Consider the following 14517-nt stretch of genomic DNA (forward strand, 5'->3'; position numbering starts at 1 on the left):
GTGGACTTCCCAGGCAGAAAATCCGCTATGCGTGACCACTGGTCATCGGTGAGCATTCGGCGATCCATGTCTTGTATCCAAAAGACAGGATGTAAACACAATTCCGCAAATGTGAACAGCCCCTAGATCGGAAGAGAAGCCGTCGTTCGTGCGGCCTCAAAGCCGAGCGACTGGAAACCGGCGCCTTGCCGCCCGATCAAGCGTACCAGGCCAACGACCGCTTTTGCCGAGCAACCGACAGCCATCAACAAATAGCAAACATTACAACATTCGTCGCCGCTCCCGCCTGCTGCCTTCCCCACCTGTCAAGCGCTCACACCCCCGCCAGCCGGCCGTTTCCGCCGGATTTTCGTTCTTGATGTACATCATGGATGGGCCGCCGGGCTGACGCGGACAATGCGCTCCACACCATGCACAGGAGCGCACGATGAGCGGAACTTTCACGAAATCGATGGCCCGGAATATTTTCTACGGGGGAACGGTCTTCTTCTTCCTCCTATTCCTGGCTCTCACCTATGACACCAACCAGGCGCTGCCGAAGCGGGACAACAGCCAGAATCTGACGCCGGAGGTGATTGCCGGCAAGAAGATCTGGGAGACGCGCAACTGCATCGGTTGCCACACCCTGCTCGGCGAGGGCGCCTATTTCGCGCCGGAGCTCGGCAACGTCTATGTCCGGCGCGGTCCGGACTTCATCAAGGCGTGGATCCAGGCGCAGCCGACCGGCGCGCCGGGACGGCGGCAGATGCCGCAGTTTCATCTGAGCGACAAGGAACTCGACGATCTGGTGGCCTTCCTGAAGTACGCCTCCGAGATCAACACCGCCAACTGGCCGCCCAACATCGAAGGCTGAGCCCGCCGAGTTTCGACATTCAAGGAGTATCGCGATGCAATACAAGAGCCAAGCGGTTGCCAAGCCCTATTTCGTGGCGGCAATCGGCCTGTTCGTGGGGCAGATCGTCTTTGGACTGATCATGGGCCTCCAGTACGTGGTCGGGGATTTCCTCTTTCCCGCCCTGCCTTTCAACGTTGCCCGGATGGTTCACACCAACCTGCTGATCGTCTGGCTGCTGTTCGGTTTCATGGGCGCGGCCTACTACATGGTGCCGGAGGAGTCGGAAACCGAGTTGTATAGTCCCAAGCTGGCGCTCGGGCTGTTCTGGATCTTCCTCGTCGCCGGGGCGCTGACCATCCTCGGTTACCTGTTCGTGCCCTATGCCACGCTGGCCGAGATGACCGGTAACGACATCCTGGCGACGATGGGCCGCGAGTTCCTCGAACAGCCCTTGCTGACCAAGATCGGCATCGTCATCGTCGCCCTCGGCTTCCTCTTCAACATCAGCATGACCATGCTGAAGGGGCGCAAGACGGCGATTTCGATGGTGTTGCTGCTCGGCCTGTGGGGTCTGGCGATCTTCTTCCTGTTCTCCTTCTACAACCCGCACAACCTGGTCAAGGACAAGTACTACTGGTGGTGGGTCGTCCATCTCTGGGTGGAAGGCGTCTGGGAACTGATCCTCGGTGCGCTGCTCGCCTTCGTCCTGATCAAGGTCACCGGCGTGGACCGCGAAGTGATCGAGAAGTGGCTGTACGTGATCATCACCCTGACGCTGGTCACCGGCATCATCGGTACCGGTCACCATTACTACTGGATCGGCGCGCCGGAATACTGGCAGTGGTGGGGTTCGGTGTTCTCGGCCCTGGAACCGATCCCGTTCTTCGCGATGACCGTCTTCGCCTTCAACATGGTCAACCGTCGCCGCCGCGAGCATCCGAACAAGGCTGCCGTGCTGTGGGCGCTCGGCACCGGCGTCATGGCCTTCCTCGGCGCCGGCGTCTGGGGCTTCCTGCACACCCTGGCCCCGGTCAACTACTACACCCACGGTTCGCAGATCACCGCCGCCCACGGTCACATGGCCTTCTACGGCGCCTACGTGATGGTCGTCCTGACGCTGATCAGCTACGCCATGCCGATCCTGCGCGGTCGTGCCGCCAATTCGCCGCGGGCCCAGGTGCTGGAGATGTGGAGCTTCTGGCTGATGACCATCGCCATGGTCTTCATCACGCTGTTCCTGACCGCCGCCGGCATCCTGCAGGTCTGGCTGCAGCGCATCTCGACCGCGCCGCTGTCCTTCATGGCGACGCAGGACCAGATTTCGCTGTTCTACTGGCTGCGCGAGATCAGCGGCGTGATCTTCCTGATCGGCCTGGTGATCTACCTGGTCAGCTTCTTCGTCAAGGGCGAAAGCCGGGTTGGCGCCCAATAACAAGCGAGTGGATAGTTGTTTTCGGGGCGGCGCGAGCCGCCCCTTTTTTGTTCACCTTGGCCGCGGCCGGACGAATTTAGCACGCATCAAAGCCCCGCCCGGAGGCGGCGCCTAGACTGCGCGGCATGCAAGTCGATCTTTCCCTGCCGCCGCCGCGTCACCTGGCCGGCGACCTCGCCATCTGGATCTTCATCCTCGCCGAGCTGCTCGCCTTCGGCGTCTTCTTCGCCGCCTACGCCTTCACCCGGGCCCGCCATCCGGCGCTGTTCGAAGCCGGCCAGCAATTGCTCGACCGCAACGCCGGCGCCATCAACACCCTGTTGCTGCTGAGCGCCAGCGCCCTGGTCGTCCGCGCCGTGCAGGGCGCGGCGCGCGGCGACGGCGCCCGGGCGGCGCCCTGGCTGCTCGGCGCCATCGTCTGCGGTTTTGCCTTCCTCGGCGTCAAGGGCCACGAATACGCGCTCGCCTTCGCCGCCGGGGTCAATCTGTCGGGTGGGCCGTTCCAGATGTTCTACCTGTCGCTGACCTTCTTCCATTTCATGCACGTGATCCTCGGCCTGGTCATCCTCGCCGTGCTCTGGCACGGCCTGCGCCGCGGCCACTACGGCCCGGGCGCGATGAACGGCCTGGAGAGCGGCGCCGCCTACTGGCACATGGTCGACCTGGTCTGGCTGATCCTCTTCCCGCTCGTCTATGTCATCCATTGATCCGTCTTCCGCCGGCCCGCACGGAACGCCGGCGCGTACCGCGCTGCTCTGGCTGCTGCTGGTCCTCGCCACGCTGCTTACCTGGGCGCTCGGCGAAGGGCAGGGCGGCCCGGCGCTGACCGCCGTCCTGCTGCTGCTCGCCATCGCCAAGGGCAGCGTCGTCGCCCTCGAATTCATGGCGCTGCGCCGCGCGCCGCTGCTCTGGCCGGCGCTGATCGTCGGCTGGCTGCTGCTGGTCGGCGTCGTCATCGCCCTCGCTTACTGGAAAGGAATGTCCGCATGAACGCCGCCGCCTCCGCCGACCTCACGCCCTTCTACGAACCCTGCGCCGACGAGGCGACGGTCTTCGAATCGGCCTGGAAGAACCGCCTGCCGCTCTTGATCAAGGGGCCGACCGGCTGCGGCAAGACGCGCTTCGTCGCCCACATGGCGGCGAAGCTGGGCCTGCCGCTGTTCACCGTCGCCTGCCACGACGATCTCACCGCCGCCGACCTGGTCGGCCGCCACCTGATCGGCGACGGCCAGACCGTCTGGTGCGACGGCCCGCTGACCCGGGCGGTGCGCGCCGGCGGCATCTGCTATCTGGACGAGGTGGTCGAGGCGCGCAAGGACACCACGGTGGTCCTCCACCCGCTGGCCGACGACCGCCGCCTGCTGCCCATCGACCGCACCGGCGAACTGCTGGCGGCGCCGCCGTCGTTCATGCTGGTGGTGTCGTACAACCCCGGCTACCAGAACCTGCTCAAGGGGATGAAGCCATCGACCCGGCAGCGCTTCGTCAGCCTGCGCTTCGACTTCCCGACGGCGGAGCGCGAGGCCGCCATCCTGCGCCGCGAAACCGGCTGCGACGCCGACCTCGCCCGCCGCCTCGCCGGCATCGCCGCCGCCCTGCGCCAGTTGCGCGACCACGACCTGGAGGAAGTGGCGAGCACCCGCCTGCTGGTGTATGCGGCGCTCCTCGTCGGCGACGGCATGGACCCGGTGCTGGCCTGCCGCAGCGCCATCGTCGAAAGCCTGACCGACGATCCGGAAGTCGCCGAAGCGCTGATGGAGGTGGTTTCCGCCACCTTCGGCCGCTGACCGGGGCGGGACGATGAACGGGGCAGGGAGCGCCGCCCGCCGGGTGATTCCGATCCGCAACGCCGGTGCGCCGGCGGCATTGCAGCGGCGGCGGCTGGCCTGGCAGGCGGGCTTCTTCGTTCTCTTCGTGCTGGCGCCGGTGTTCGACCTCTTCCGCTACGACCTCAATGCCGGCCACGCCTGGCTGCTCGGCATGGAATGGCGGCTCGGCCTCGACGACTTCATCGCCGGCCGCATTGGCGCCGGCGAGGCCGCCGGCAACGTGCTGCTGCGCCTGTTCCTGCCGCTCCTGGCCGGCGCCGCGCTGTTCCTCGGCGTCGCCCGGCGCTGGGGGCGACTCTACTGCGGCTGGCTGTGCCCGCATTTTTCCGTGGTCGAAACCATCAACACGCTGATGCTGCGCGCCTCCGGCAAGCCCAGCCTGTGGGAAAGGGAAATCCTGCCGCCGTGGCAGCCGGACGGCCGGCCGCGCCGCACCGACCGCCGCTGGTGGCTCTTGGTGGTGCCGGCGGCGGTGGCCTTCGCGCTGTGCTGGGCGGTGGTGCTGCTCACCTACCTGCTGCCGCCGGCCGAGGTCTACGGCAACCTGTGGCGCGCCGCGCCGACGCGCAACCAGGCGCTGTTCATCGGCGCCGCCACCGTCGTCCTCAGCCTGGAATTCCTCTTCGCCCGCCACCTGTTCTGCCGCTACGCCTGCGCCGTCGGCCTCTTTCAGTCGCTGATCTGGATCGGCAACCGCGATGCGATGGTGGTCGGCTTCCAGCGCGCCCGCGGCGCCGCCTGCAACGACTGCCTGCCGGACCGCCAGGCCGCCTGCGACATGGTCTGCCCGATGCGCCTCAACCCGCGCAACATCAAGCGCCACATGTTCACCTGCACCCAGTGCGGCCAATGCCTGAGCGCCTGCGCCGAGAGCCAGGCGGACAACCCGGACGGCCCGCTGCTGCATTGGGTGGCGGCGGCCGCGGCGCGCCGCAACGAGGCCGGCTTCCGCCCCGGCAACCGCCTCGCGGACGAGAGAGAAAATTAAATGGAAGAATGGGTCGGCAAGCTCTGGCATCGTTGGGTGACGCGCGCCGCCGGCGCCGAGTATCCGGCGGCGGCCGTCGAACTGAAGGCGATGCAGCGCCCGCTCGGTATCTATTTCCGCGCCCTCGGCGGCGACCCCGGCTTGCGTCTGGCCGCTGCCACCAATGATGCCCACGGGGCTCGCCGTTCCTGGCTGGCGCGCGTTGCCGGCAGCGGCGAGCGGCAGGCGCAGGCCCGCATCGACCTCGCCAGCCTGCGCCTGCCGGCGCGCCTGGCGGTGTTTCCGGAGCGTGCGCTGAACCGCGACCTCTATTACTGGCTGGCGGCGCAGGCGGCCTGCCTGCATCGGCTGCCGGCGGCGCTCGCCGGGGCCGATCCGGCGACCCGCAACCAGGCGGCGACGGTCGCCGCGCTCGCCGACTTTCCCGGTCTGGCGACGCGTTACCGGCGGCTGGTCGCTGCCTACCTGCCGCTGCGCCTGGCGCCGGCACAACTGCCGCCGGCCGAGGCGGCGCTGGAAAGCGCGCTGCGCCAGGCGCTGCTGGAACCGGGCAGCGTCAGCGCCTGGCCGCAACTGCCGGCCGATGCCGCACCGGCGGCGCCGGTGTTGCTCTGGTGCGAGGCCGGCGCCGTTGCCGCCGGCGCGCCGAACAAGACCGGCGACGGCGGCGCCGCGGCCGCCGGTGCGGTGCAGGACGGCGGCGCCCAGGCGCACCGCGCCGAGCGCGTGGATGCCGGGCCGCAGCGCGACGGCATCATGATGTACTTCCGCGCCGAAAGCCTGCTCTCGGTGGCCGAGTTCATCCGCGTCAATCGCGGCGTCGACGACGATCCCGATGCCAACGCCGCCGAGGTCGCCGCTGACCTCGACCGCCTGTCGCTGACCGAAGCGGCGCCCGGCGAGCGGGTCGCTTCGCGGGTGCGCTTCGACCTCGACCTGCCGTCGGCGGCCGAGGACGACATCGTGCTCGGTCCCGGCCTGCGCCTGCCGGAATGGGATTACCGCAAGAGTCGCCTGCTCGACGACCACGTCTGCCTGCAGGAGCTGGCTTCCCGCCATGCCGTGCCGACGCCGCTGCCGCCGCGCCTGCGCCGTACCGCGCGCCGCCTGCACCAGCAGTTCGCCGCCCTGCAGCCCGGCCGACGCTGGCTCAAGGGGCAGCCCGACGGCAGCGAGGCCGACCTTGACGCCGTCGTCCGCGCCTGCACCGACCGCGCCTGCGGCCGCCATCCCGGCGAGCAGCTCTACCTGTCGCTGGAACGGCGCGAACGCGACCTCGCCTGCCTGGTGCTCGCCGATCTCTCGTTGTCCACCGACGCCTGGGTGTCGAGCGAGGCGCGCGTCATCGACGTCATCCGCGACGCCCTGCTGCTGTTCGGCGAGGCGCTCGCCGCCACCGGCGACGCCTTCGCGCTGTGCGGCTTTTCCTCGGTGCGCCGGCAGCAGGTCCGCTTCCATCGCCTGAAGGATTTCGCCGATCCCTTCGACGACCGCATCCGCGGCCGCGTCCAGGCCATCCGCCCCGGCTACTACACCCGGCTCGGCGCCGCCATCCGCCGCGCCAGCCAGCTGCTCGACGCGGAGGCGGCGAGCCGGCGCATCCTGCTCATCCTGTCCGACGGCAAGCCCAACGACCTCGACCTCTACGACAGCCGCTACGGCATCGAGGACACCCGGGCGGCGGTGCTCGAAGCGCGTCGCCTGGGCCTGCTGCCCTTCTGCCTGACGATCGACCGCGAAGGCGCCGGCTACCTGCCCCACCTGTTCGGACCGCAGGGCTACGCCGTGCTGCGCAAGCCGGAGGAGCTGCCGCTCCATCTTCCCCTGTTCTACGCCCAACTGACGAGGTGAAGCCATGATGACCTGCATTCCCCGGCCCGATTTCGACGACCATGCCGCTTGCGACCCAGTGCTGCTCGAAGTGGCGCAAATCCTGGCCGGCACGCCGCTGTTCTCCGGGCTGCGCCCCGACGACCTGTTGCGCCTCGCCGCCGGTTGCCGGCGCGAGCACTACGACAAGGGCAACATCCTGTTCCACAAGGGCGACCCCTGCCACGGCTTCTACCTGGCGCTGGAAGGCCAGATCAAGCTCGCCTTCATCTCCCAGGACGGCAACCAGAAGGTGGTCGAGATCATCCGCCCCGGCCAGACCTTCGGCGAGGCGGTGATGTTCATGGAGCGCCCCTACATGCTGATGGCGCAGGCGCTGACCGACTGCCGCCTGCTGCACATCGCCAAGGACGCGGTGTTCGCCGAACTGGCGCGCGACCCGCAGATGTGCCGCAAGCTGATCGCCGGCCTGTCGATGCGCCTGCACCACCTGATCGGTGACCTCGAAGCGCACTCGCTGCGTTCCGGCCGCGAGCGCATCATCGGCTACCTGCTGCGCGAGGAAGAAATGGCCGGCCCGGTCGCCACCGCCGGCGCGGTGACGATCCGCCTGCCGACGCACAAGGGCACCATCGCCTCGCGCCTCAACCTGACCCAGGAACACTTCTCGCGCATCCTTCACGAACTGGTCGACGAAGGCCTGGTCGTCGTCCAGGGCCGCCTCATCCACGTCCCCGACATCGGCCGCCTGCGCGCCGGCCTGGTCTGATTTCGTCCAAGGAACCCGCCATGTCCTTCCCTGAATTCTACGAACACGTTCCCCGCCTGCGCCTGCGCGATCCGCTGGCCGGGCTGCTCGGCGCCAGCGCCGACGGCATCCTCGACTACGGCTACGCCGACGCCGTCCGCCTGGCCGGCCATTCCTGCCCCACCGTCGCCGCCGCCTACTGGCTGACCTGGCGGGCGCTGACGCTGCTCTACGGCACGGCGCTGCCGGTGCGCGGCGAAATCCGCGTCAGCTTCCGCCAGCCGCGCGACGAAGGCGTCACCGGCGTCACCGCCGCCGTCGTCGGCCTCCTCACCGGTGCCGCCGGCAGCGAAGGCTTCAAGGGCCTGGGCGGCCGTTACGCCCGCCGCGGCCTGCTCAACTTCGCGGCGACCATCCCGCTCGAGCTGCGTTTCGAACGTCTCGACACCGGCGCCCGCGTCGACGCCGCCGCCTACCCGCAACAGGTGCCCGCCGACCCGGCGTTCTCCGACCTGCTCGCCGCCGTCACCTTCGGCACCGCCGACGCCGCCGCCCGGCAGCGCTTCGGCGAAATCTGGCAGGACCGCGTCGCCCGCCTGCTTACAGAACACCGCGATGATCCGGCGGTGTTTGATTTGCGGGTTGGGTGAGGGGGCTGCTCTCAAGTCTGGCGTTGCAGCGCGACGTTGCACATTTCGCAAGGGCAGCTTGCCAGCAGGAAGGATTCGTTGCTTGTCAGCGCAATTGGCTTCAGGCAGTTCGGACAGCTCATGCTGGGGGCGGCGCCATTCTCGAACTGCTCCAGAGCCTCCAGGGCCAGCTTTTCGGCGAGCGCCCTGCGCTGCTTTTTCTCTTTTCTGGCCTTTGAGTTGAACAGCATGTCAAACATGGAATTCCGAACTCGAATGGATGAGGCGTAAAAACGGGGAGATGGCGACAAAAGCCGGAGCCAGTTTCCCATTGTCCTTGGGGAGGTCAGTATGGGCAAGCTTGCTGGAGGATGAGGCTAGAATGGCGCTGTTTAGTCAAAATGCATAGCCATGAAACAGCACCGTCTATCGCTGACTTTGGTACGGGATATCCAACAGGCTGGATTGGATGGCACGGCGAGTGAGCAGGAACGCCGTAACCAGGTGCTGCTTGGCCGCTTCCCGCCGTATTTGCTGGGTGCGCTGGGAATTCCCGATCTCGAGATTGTGACTTCAGTGGCGATCATTGAAAAAATGATCTTCGAACATGGTCTGACGCCGACCGTCATTGCCGACCTGCACCAACTTGTTTGCACGCCGCATGCGGTATTCCAGTCGGCCACCCAGGGGGACAGCATCGTCGTTCTGACGATCCAGATGACTCGGCAGTTACCCGTGATCGCCGCGATCAAGGTCGACAAACCTGATTCGACCGGCAAACCGAATATTCACTGGCTGGCAAGTGCCTACCCCAAGGACCACGCGGAAATGTTCAGCCGCTGGGAGAAACAGGGATTATTGCTGTGGTCGAGGTAAGCCGGAAAAGCACATGGGCCGCTAGGCGGCCCATGATGCTGTCGAAGTCCGGGGATAGCGGCACTCTGATTGTGACGGTATTGGGCTCGGCCCCTCGACGCCTTCATTTTTGATCAGGGCTTCCTTCAAGTCAAGTTTGGTTTGTGCCGGCCTCGATCCCCTCAGACTGCCCAGCCATGCGCCCCGGCCACCGCGAAGCCGGTGGTGAGCAGGCTGAGGGTGAGCAGCAGCCAGTGCAGACGGCCGAGGAGGCGTAGCGGCAGGGCGGGGGCGCGTTGCGCGAGGTGGCGCAGCAGGCGGTGGAAGAAGAGCGGTTCGATGACGAAGAGGAGCAGCGTGAAGAGCAGGTAGATGGCCAGCATCGCGTGCATCCAGAAGGCGTCGGGGGTGGCGAAGCGGAACCAGAGGTCGAGTTTCCAGACCATGAACAGGCCGCTGCCGCCGACCAGTTGCGTGGTCCAGCGCGCCTGGCGGCCGAAGCCGCGTTCGTAGCGTTCGAATTCGGCGAGCTGGGCGGCGACCGGGAAGTCGCGGCGGATCGCCGGCAGCAGCGCGGTGGTGACGAAGGCGACGCCGCCGATCCACAGCACGACGCCGATCACGTGCGCGGCGCGGGCCAGCCAGAGGGCGCTGAAATCGTCCATCAGTGGCTGGTCCCTTCGTCCTTGCGCGTCTTGTTCCAGACGTTGTATTTGCCGACCGGTTTCTTCATCGGCAGGCGCTTCACCTCCTGCAGCGTCTGCATGTCGTAGACGACCAGCGCGCCGTCCATTTCCCACAGGCTGGCGAGCGCGTAGCGGCCGTCGCGGGTGAATTCGACGTGGGCCAGCGTCTGGCCGGGCGGGGCGGTGAATTCGCGCACCACTTCGAGGCTTTCCTTGTCGATCAGTTGCAGGTGGTTGCGGCCTTCGCGGCTCATCATCGAATCGACGAAGGCGTAGCGCGACTGGCTGTGGCTGCGCAGGAAGAAGCCGGGGCCGCGGGTCGGGATGGTCTTGACCAGCTGCCAGTCGTTCATGCCGATGACACTGACTTCGCCGGTCTTCAGGTTGGTCGAGGCCATCACCGGCTTGCCCTGCCAGGTGAAGGTGATGCCGGAGCCGAGGTGGGGCATGCCGGGCAGCGCCAGGTCGGCGACCTTGCGCCGGATGTCGAGGTTGACCACCTGCCCTTTGCCGTCGCGGCTGGCGCCCATGACGTGGGTGTAGCTCTGATCGAAGAAGAAATCGTCGAGCACGGTGTCGAGCGGCGTCCGCCGCGGATGCAGGTAGCCGGGGCGGGCGATCGCCTCGCCCATCCGGTAGTCGTGCACCAGGCCGTCGTGGATCGGCGCCGCCCGCTCGTCGTAGCTGATTTCCCAGACTTCCGGCAGGTCCTTCAGCGCGGCGATGAAGCTCTTGCGTGGCGTGGCGTCGTACACCGCCGAGACGCGCGAGCTCTGGCGGCCGTCCAGGCTGGTGGCGGCGATCGTCTTGAGCAGGCGCAGCTCGCTGTCGAAGACCACCAGGTTGCCGGGCAGGGTGTTGGCGACGATGACCAGGCGACCGTCGCCGGAGACGGCGGCATTGCGCGTGTTGAGGCCGGCGCGGACTTCGGCGACGGTGGTCAGGTTCCACACGTCGAACTTGCTCAGCCAGCCGTCGCGCGAGGCGAAATAGACGTAGCGGCCGTCCGGCGAGAATTTGGGGCCGCCGTGCAGGGCGTAGCGCGAGGCGAAGCGGTGGATCGGTTCGAGGCGGTCGCCGTCGAGGATGCTGACGTGGTGGTCGCCGCTTTCGACGACGACGAAGAGGTTGAGCGGGTCGGCGCTGAATACCGGATGGTCGGCGAGCGTCGCCGGATCGACGTGCTCGATGCGCGAGGCGCGGATGTCGGCCTCGCTCCAGGCCGGCGCCGGCGTCTCCGCCTGGTAGAGGTAGTCGGCCAGCGCCTTGAGTTGGGCGTCGTCGAATGTGGTGGCGAAGGCCGGCATCTGGGTGGCGATGCGGCCGTCGCGGATGGTCTTTTCGGCTTCCGGGCGGCGCAGGCGTTCGAGGCTTTGCGGCAGCAGCGCCGGGCCGATGCCGCCGAGGCGGTCGGCGCCGTGGCAGGAAGCGCAGTGCTGGCGGTAGAGGGCGGCGGGTTCGGCGGCGCTGGCGAAAAGCGGCCAGACGATGGCGAGGCAGAGCAGGAGGCGGGCTTTCATGCGACTTTCTCCAGGCGGGTCCATGGCGTGGTGCAGATGCGTTCGCTGGCGGCGCCGCCGATCTCGGCGTCGTCGAGGTAGCAGCCGGGGTCTTCGGCCCATGGATTACCGGTGACCTGCTCGGCGCGTACCCGCGAACTGCCGTTGCAGATGGCGAGGTAGCGGCAGCTGGCGCAGCGCCCTTCGAGGCGGCGCGGGTGTTCGCGCAGGCGCTCGAGCAGCGGGTTGGCCGGGTCGCTCCAGATGGCGGAGAAGGGCCGCTCGCGGACGTTGCCCAGGGTCTGGTGCCACCACATGGTGTCCGGGTGCACGTTGCCCAGGTTGTCGATGTTGGCGACGTTGACGCCGCTGGCGTTGCCGCCCCACTGGCGCAGCTTGGCCAGCAGGTTGGGCAGGCTTTGCGGGCAGCGGCGGGCCGCCCAGTGCAGCAGGTAGACGCCGTCGGCGTCGTTGTTGCCGGTGACGAACTCCTTGTCCTCGCCGCGCCGCAGGCTGTCCAGGCAGGTGTCGAACAGGAGGTCCATGGCGGCGCGCGTGCTGGCGTGGCGGGCGTCGTCGGCGCGGTGCTTGTTGCCGCGGCCGGCGTAGTTGAGGTGCGAGAAGTAGAACTTGTCGATGCCCTCGTCGGCGACCAGGCGCAGCAGCGCTGGCAGGTCGTGGGCGTTGTCCTCGGTCATCGTGTAGCGGACGCCGACCTTGATGCGCCGTTCGCGGCACATCCGCAGCGCCGCCAGCGAGGCGGCGAAGGCGCCTTCCTGGCGGCGGAAGCGGTCGTGCGTGGTGGCGATGCCGTCGAGGCTGATGCCGACGTAGTCGAAGGCGATGGCGTCGATCAGGTCGATGTTGTCGCGGTCGATCAGGGTGCCGTTGGTCGACAGCGCGACGTAGAAGCCGAGGCGCTTGGCGCGGCTGGCGATGCTGTAGATGTCCGGGTGCAGCAGCGGCTCGCCGCCGGAAAGGATGAGCACCGGCACGCGGAAGGCGCGCAGGTCGTCCATCACGGTGTTGATTTCGTCCGTGCTCAGCTCGCCGGGGAAGTGCTTGTCGGCGGAGATCGAGTAGCAGTGCTTGCAGGTCAGGTTGCAGCGACGCAGCAGGTTCCAGATCACCACCGGGCCGGGCGGGTGACGGCGCGGACCGGCCGGCGTCGGCTGATCGATTTCCCTGAGGAACTGGCTGATGCGGAACATGGTTCAGGTCTCCCGGGGGCCGGCGCCAAGGCGCAGGCCGGTTTTCTTGAGGATGCGGCTGGAAAACAGGATGTCGCGCGCGCGCACCACGGCGCCGCATTCGCGCTCGACCAGCGCGGCCAGCGCCGCCAGTTGGGCGTCCACCTCGGCGCGCTGGCGGCCGTGCAGCATGGCGAACAGGTTGTACGGCCAGTCCGGCAGGCGGCGCGGCCGGCGGTAGCAGTGGCTGACTGCCGCCTGCCGGCCGAGCAGCTCGCCGACCCGGTCGACGGCGCTGTCGTCGATGTCCCAGACGCTCATGCCGTTGGCCGTGTAGCCGATGGCGTAGTGGTTGGGCACGGCGCCGATGCGGCGGATGGCGCCGCGTTCGAGCATCGCCTGCAAGCGTTCGATGACCTGCGCCTCGCTGACGCCGAGGACGGCGGCGATGCTGGCGTAAGGGCGTGGCACCAGCGGCAGGCCTTCCTGGGTGACGCGCACCAGGCGGCGTTCGAAGGCGTCGGGGGCGGTGGGCGCGTTCATGCCTGCAACCTCAGGTCGACGAAGTATTCCCGCTCCTTGGCAAAGGGCAGCACCGGCAAGCCGCTCGCCGCCTCGATGGCGGCGCAGGTGGCGGCGATCTCCGCCGGCGTTTCGGTAGCCAGCACGAACCACATGTTGAGGCGGTGGTCGCGCCGGTAGTTGTGGGCGACTTCGGCAAAGCCGTTGACGATGCCGGCGACCCGCTCGAAGTCCGCTTCCGGCACCGCCATCGCCGCCAGGCAGAAGGCGCCGCCGAGGCGTTCGATCTGGTAGAGCGGGCCGAAGCGGCTCAGGGTGCCGGCGTCGCGCAGGGCGCGCAGGCGTTCGAGCAGTTCGCCCTCGCTCAGCCCGAGCGGCGCCGCGGCGGCGGCGAAGGGCGCCGGGCAGAGCGGGAAATCGCCCTGCAGGGCGTTGATGATGGCGCGGTCGATGGTATCGAGCTCAGTCATGGCAGGCTCCGGCGGAAAGTTGGTAGCGGGCGCCGCACTGCTTGAAGCGGCGGCGGCTGAACAGCACCTGGCCGGGGTGGCGGTCGAGCCCGGTGCGCCCGGCCAGCGCGTCGCGCAGTTGCAGTACGCCCTCGCGGCTGCGGCCGTGGATCATGCAATAGAGGTTGTACGGCCAGTCCGGCATCTGCCGGCGCCGGCGATAACACAGGGTGACGCCGGGTTCGCGCGCCAATTCGCGGCCGAGCGCGTCGATGCGTTCTTCCGGGACGTTCCAGACGCACATCGCGTTGGCCACGTAGCCGAGTTCATGGTGCCGGACGACGACGCCGAAGCGCTTGAGCAGGCCGCTGTCCAGCCATTCGGCGAGGCGCGACAGCAGCCAGGCCTCGCTTACGCCAGCGGCGGCGGCGACCGGCGCGTAGGGGCGCTCGCACAACGGCAGGCCGTCGGCCAGGGCGCCGAGCAGGGCGCGGTCGATGCCGTCCAAGGCGCAGGCCGGGGCGCCGCCCGTCGCCGCCGCCGGCGCGGCTGGCCGGCGGCCGGGCGGGGCGGCGAGGTCGAAGCCGAGGTCGATATGGTAGGCGGTCTGCAGCGGCAGTTCGAGCAGCGGGCAGCCAGTTTCGGTGGCGATCCGGGCGAGGACGCCGGCGAGGTGCGCAGCATCCGGGGCGGTGGCGACGAACCACAGGTTCCAGCGGTGTTCGCGCTCGTAGTTGTGGTTCACCTCGGCGTAGGCGCTGACCTGTGCGGCGACTGCGTCGAGGCGCCCGTCCGGCACCGCCAGCGCGGCCAGCGTGCTGGTCCCGGCGCGGTGCGGCGCGATCACCGGGCCGATGCGGGAGAACAGGCCGTCGGCCTGCCAGCGCCGGTAGAGGTCGAGCACCGCCGCCGGCGTCAGGCCGTGCGCCGCGCCGATCGCCGCGAAAGGCTCGGGGCACAGCGGGAAGCGCTGCTGGTAGTCGTTGAGCAGCGGCAGGTGGGTGGCGAGGCTGTCGGCAGTCATC

At 68.2% G+C, this 14517-nt stretch carries 17 protein-coding genes; 10 read left to right on the forward strand and 7 right to left on the reverse strand.

Going from position 1 to position 14517, the window contains the following annotated elements:
* Window positions 1–427: 427 nt before the first annotated feature.
* The 9 genes from ACLIIZ_RS14885 to ACLIIZ_RS14925 all read left to right on the forward strand — a co-directional run bounded on the left by ACLIIZ_RS14885 (window position 428) and on the right by ACLIIZ_RS14925 (window position 8312).
* Entirely contained in the window at window positions 428–853 is a 426-nt protein-coding gene (locus ACLIIZ_RS14885; protein ID WP_026687462.1) for a c-type cytochrome, read from the forward strand.
* Between the two features lie 34 nt (window positions 854–887).
* Window positions 888–2267 carry a cbb3-type cytochrome c oxidase subunit I gene (locus ACLIIZ_RS14890; RefSeq protein WP_416693414.1) on the forward strand — a complete coding sequence of 460 codons (1380 nt, stop codon included), beginning with the start codon at window positions 888–890 and terminating at the stop codon, window positions 2265–2267.
* A gap of 125 nt (window positions 2268–2392) precedes the next feature.
* On the forward strand, window positions 2393–2974 hold the full coding sequence (locus ACLIIZ_RS14895) for a cytochrome c oxidase subunit 3 (RefSeq protein ID WP_416693415.1): 582 nt from the start codon (window positions 2393–2395) through the stop codon (window positions 2972–2974).
* Window positions 2961–3257, forward strand: coding sequence for a cytochrome C oxidase subunit IV family protein (locus tag ACLIIZ_RS14900; RefSeq protein ID WP_416693416.1), 297 nt, complete (start codon window positions 2961–2963; stop codon window positions 3255–3257). The genes ACLIIZ_RS14895 and ACLIIZ_RS14900 overlap by 14 nt, the downstream gene beginning before the upstream one ends.
* Window positions 3254–4054, forward strand: coding sequence for a CbbQ/NirQ/NorQ/GpvN family protein (locus ACLIIZ_RS14905; protein WP_416693418.1), 801 nt, complete (start codon window positions 3254–3256; stop codon window positions 4052–4054). The genes ACLIIZ_RS14900 and ACLIIZ_RS14905 overlap by 4 nt, the downstream gene beginning before the upstream one ends.
* Window positions 4055–4067: 13 nt before the next feature.
* The gene (locus ACLIIZ_RS14910; RefSeq protein ID WP_416693420.1) at window positions 4068–5084 is read left to right on the forward strand and encodes a 4Fe-4S binding protein; all 1017 of its coding nucleotides are present in this window, start codon (window positions 4068–4070) and stop codon (window positions 5082–5084) included.
* Window positions 5085–6935, forward strand: coding sequence for a nitric oxide reductase activation protein NorD (locus ACLIIZ_RS14915; protein WP_416693422.1), 1851 nt, complete (start codon window positions 5085–5087; stop codon window positions 6933–6935).
* Between the two features lie 4 nt (window positions 6936–6939).
* Window positions 6940–7683 (forward strand): Crp/Fnr family transcriptional regulator, encoded by a 744-nt coding sequence (locus ACLIIZ_RS14920; RefSeq protein ID WP_416693424.1) that lies wholly within the window; start codon window positions 6940–6942, stop codon window positions 7681–7683.
* A gap of 20 nt (window positions 7684–7703) precedes the next feature.
* Window positions 7704–8312, forward strand: coding sequence for a hypothetical protein (locus tag ACLIIZ_RS14925; protein ID WP_416693425.1), 609 nt, complete (start codon window positions 7704–7706; stop codon window positions 8310–8312).
* Between the two features lie 11 nt (window positions 8313–8323).
* On the opposite strand, the gene ACLIIZ_RS14930 is transcribed toward ACLIIZ_RS14925, so the two are convergent.
* On the reverse strand, window positions 8324–8551 hold the full coding sequence (locus tag ACLIIZ_RS14930; protein ID WP_416693427.1) for a hypothetical protein: 228 nt from the start codon (window positions 8549–8551) through the stop codon (window positions 8324–8326).
* 151 nt (window positions 8552–8702) lie between these two features.
* Here ACLIIZ_RS14930 and ACLIIZ_RS14935 point away from each other — a divergent pair, with 151 nt between their 5' ends.
* Window positions 8703–9167 carry a MuF-C-terminal domain-containing protein gene (locus ACLIIZ_RS14935; RefSeq protein ID WP_416693430.1) on the forward strand — a complete coding sequence of 155 codons (465 nt, stop codon included), beginning with the start codon at window positions 8703–8705 and terminating at the stop codon, window positions 9165–9167.
* 161 nt (window positions 9168–9328) lie between these two features.
* Here the strand turns inward: ACLIIZ_RS14935 and ACLIIZ_RS14940 are convergent, their stop codons facing one another.
* Genes ACLIIZ_RS14940 through ahbB (ACLIIZ_RS14965) form a run of 6 tightly spaced genes read right to left on the reverse strand, consistent with a single transcriptional unit; the run spans window position 9329 to window position 14516 of the window.
* Window positions 9329–9811, reverse strand: a complete 483-nt coding sequence (locus ACLIIZ_RS14940) for a hypothetical protein (RefSeq protein WP_416693432.1) — start codon at window positions 9809–9811, stop codon at window positions 9329–9331.
* Window positions 9811–11352, reverse strand: coding sequence for a cytochrome D1 domain-containing protein (locus ACLIIZ_RS14945; RefSeq protein ID WP_416693433.1), 1542 nt, complete (start codon window positions 11350–11352; stop codon window positions 9811–9813). Before ACLIIZ_RS14945 ends, ACLIIZ_RS14940 begins: the two co-directional genes overlap by 1 nt.
* On the reverse strand, window positions 11349–12542 hold the full coding sequence (gene nirJ / locus ACLIIZ_RS14950; RefSeq protein ID WP_416693435.1) for a heme d1 biosynthesis radical SAM protein NirJ: 1194 nt from the start codon (window positions 12540–12542) through the stop codon (window positions 11349–11351). The genes ACLIIZ_RS14945 and nirJ overlap by 4 nt, the downstream gene beginning before the upstream one ends.
* A 3-nt stretch (window positions 12543–12545) precedes the next feature.
* The gene (gene ahbB, locus ACLIIZ_RS14955; RefSeq protein ID WP_416693436.1) at window positions 12546–13064 is read right to left on the reverse strand and encodes a siroheme decarboxylase subunit beta; all 519 of its coding nucleotides are present in this window, start codon (window positions 13062–13064) and stop codon (window positions 12546–12548) included.
* A complete protein-coding gene (locus tag ACLIIZ_RS14960) occupies window positions 13061–13513 on the reverse strand; it encodes an Lrp/AsnC family transcriptional regulator (RefSeq protein ID WP_416693438.1) in 453 nt (150 codons plus the stop codon). Before ACLIIZ_RS14960 ends, ahbB (ACLIIZ_RS14955) begins: the two co-directional genes overlap by 4 nt.
* On the reverse strand, window positions 13506–14516 hold the full coding sequence (ahbB, locus tag ACLIIZ_RS14965; protein ID WP_416693440.1) for a siroheme decarboxylase subunit beta: 1011 nt from the start codon (window positions 14514–14516) through the stop codon (window positions 13506–13508). The genes ACLIIZ_RS14960 and ahbB (ACLIIZ_RS14965) overlap by 8 nt, the downstream gene beginning before the upstream one ends.
* Window position 14517 lies beyond the last annotated feature (1 nt).

The sequence above is a fragment of the Azonexus caeni genome (assembly GCF_048146105.1).
GTDB classification, from domain to species: domain Bacteria; phylum Pseudomonadota; class Gammaproteobacteria; order Burkholderiales; family Rhodocyclaceae; genus Azonexus; species Azonexus aromaticus_B.